Genomic DNA, 2263 nt, shown 5'->3' on the forward strand with positions numbered 1-2263 from the left:
GAGAGCTTCGGCAAAGCCGCGGACAGGATCTCTGACCTCGATTGGCTCGAACGGTGCATGCGGGACATGTCCATGGACGAGGCGCTCTCCACCGTCATCCTCGATGCCCTCGGCCGGTCGGCCTTTCGCGCGCCCTCGCCGTTCGATTGACGGCATCAAGTCGGCAGCCACGGCTGCCGGATGATCCTGAAGCTCCGTCCTTCAGGGCAGTGAAGATGTTTATGAGCGGCGATCATCGTGGCCGCGTTCGATGTGCATCGAAGAGGAGTTCGCCGGACACGCCGCGTGCCCCGGCCGCCGCCGCAACGCCGCGGGATCGCCCTCACCGCTGTCGAAACTGCCAAACAGGGGCCTCACCGCCGACAATCCGGGTCTCCTCGGGCGGGCCGGGTGGGCCCGGCACGCATGCCTGGAGGAGGATCCGGTCAGGCGTGCGAGACGAGATCGAACGCACCCTGCCGGTCTTCAGGCTCGTCCTCGAGAGAGGCGACTGGCCGGGCCGCGCTGGCCGCCGCCTTTGCGATCTCGACGCCCTTCCCCGATCCGGCGGACCGGGCCCGGCGAGGATCGGCATTCGCCGCCGCGAGCAGCGCATCCGCATGACAGCGCGCCGGCGCGCAGAAGCAGACGAGGTCTCGGCCGCGCAGCGGTGCCAGGTCGAGTTCCGGCAGGACCTCGCGCTCGAACCGGTCGCAGACGTCGTTGCGCGTGCCGTCCGGGCCGATCCTGAACGGGTTCCCCCAGGGCGAGCCGCGCCCGACATAGACGGCGTGGCGGGGCGCCGTTCCGGCGCGGCTGTTGTGAACTTTCGGCATTGGTCCTCCCGGTTCAGGATCTGCGGGCGTGCCCCTGGACGGGGAGGTCTGGCGATGCAAGCACTCGCGAGAGACAGATATTCGCGGGTTATCCCTGCATCCAGCGAAGGCGCGCTGATTCCGGTTGCCGATCTTCGACCGGTTCATCAGTCCCGGGGGCGAGGGGCCGGAGACGCGGGGCCGGCACCGGATTTCGCCCTCGAGTTCGATGAAGGGCTATTCCAGATCATGAACCTCGGTATCCTGCTTGGCAGGTAAACGAGGGTCAGGAACAAATCATGCGCCGACTGTCAGGACTGATCGCAGGGGCGATGCTCCTGTCCCTTGCGGCCGTGAACGCCGATGCCGCGACCGTCAAACGAACGGTGGAGCCTGCGATCTTCACCCCGGAACGGCCCCCCTCGTCCACCTCCTCCCTGACAGTCGACTGGGTCAGCGCGCCGCTTTCTGAACTCGTCGGTTCCGAGATACTTGCCGTCAGCGTCGGAATTCAGGGAGGGCCGGGGCTTGGGGGCCCTGTCCTGGCAAGAACGCAGGGCCGGCAGTCTGGGAGCGTCGTCTTCGACAACACCGGGGGCACGCGACCGATCGATATCGAGCTTTTCTACGACCTGTCGGTTTTGATCATCCTCGGAGGCGAGATCGATTACCTCTCGCAAATTGCCTACGTGGCGATGCGCGCTCCGTCCTTCTTCGTGGAAGCCGAGGCCAGCGAGATCTCCATGGACTCGGGTTTCGTCAGTTTCCTTCTTGCACCTGGCGCACGGGAGACGGTTTCCATCGGGGCACTCGTCACCGCCGAGGCGTTGTCCGAGACCGCGTTTTCGATCGCCAGTGCCGGTGGAACAGTGCGCCTCGTTTCCGCGACCGTCATGCCGGCGGCCGTGCCTCTTCCCTCTTCGGCGTTCATGCTGATCGCGGCACTCGCTGCGATTGGCATGGCGTCGCGCCGCCGGACTGGCCGTATCGCAGACGCCTGACGGAGGCGGTCGCGCGCGATCCGTCAGAGGATGCGGTTGGCGAAGACGGCTTGGGAGCCCTTCCCGCCCTTCCTTGCGGCGTGGCTGGCCTGAACAGGTCGATCCTGGACGCGGCCCCGGCCGCGTTCGTGAACATGCTCCGGTACAAAGCGGAAGAGCACGCGCTTGAAGTGGACACCCGGCCGGGACGCTCGGGGATCAGGCGGAAGCCCGATCCGAAAACCCCTCCAGGCGAACGCGTTGGTGGGCGAGGTTCATCGTGGCGGACAGGTCAGGCCCAGTAGAGATCCTCGTAACCGATACGCGTTCCCGGCGTAAGGAAGACCACGTCCTCCAGGACGCCGTCGCCGTCGCGGTCCAGGCTGATGACGCCCCTGGCCCGGTCGTAGCCCGCCTCCCCGGATGCGAGCAGCGCTTCGACCGTGGCCGCGGGGATCCGCCGGATGTCGATGGTGCCGTCGCCGCTGC

Annotated in this window: 3 protein-coding genes; 1 reads left to right on the forward strand and 2 read right to left on the reverse strand. The window is 66.9% G+C overall.

What is annotated here, in order from left to right:
- Nucleotides 1-425: 425 nt before the first annotated feature.
- On the reverse strand, nucleotides 426-815 hold the full coding sequence (locus DR046_RS22750) for a DUF4326 domain-containing protein (RefSeq protein WP_115384615.1): 390 nt from the start codon (nucleotides 813-815) through the stop codon (nucleotides 426-428).
- A 278-nt stretch (nucleotides 816-1093) separates the two neighbouring features.
- On the opposite strand from DR046_RS22750, the gene DR046_RS22755 reads away from it, so the two are divergent.
- Nucleotides 1094-1795, forward strand: coding sequence for a PEP-CTERM sorting domain-containing protein (locus DR046_RS22755; RefSeq protein WP_115384616.1), 702 nt, complete (start codon nucleotides 1094-1096; stop codon nucleotides 1793-1795).
- Nucleotides 1796-2066: 271 nt separating this feature from the next.
- Here DR046_RS22755 and DR046_RS23900 read toward each other — a convergent pair.
- Nucleotides 2067-2263: hypothetical protein (locus DR046_RS23900; RefSeq protein WP_167767266.1), on the reverse strand; the 197-nt coding region annotated here is incomplete at its 5' end.

It is taken from the genome of Jannaschia formosa, assembly GCF_003340555.1.
Classification (GTDB): Bacteria; Pseudomonadota; Alphaproteobacteria; order Rhodobacterales; family Rhodobacteraceae; genus Jannaschia; species Jannaschia formosa.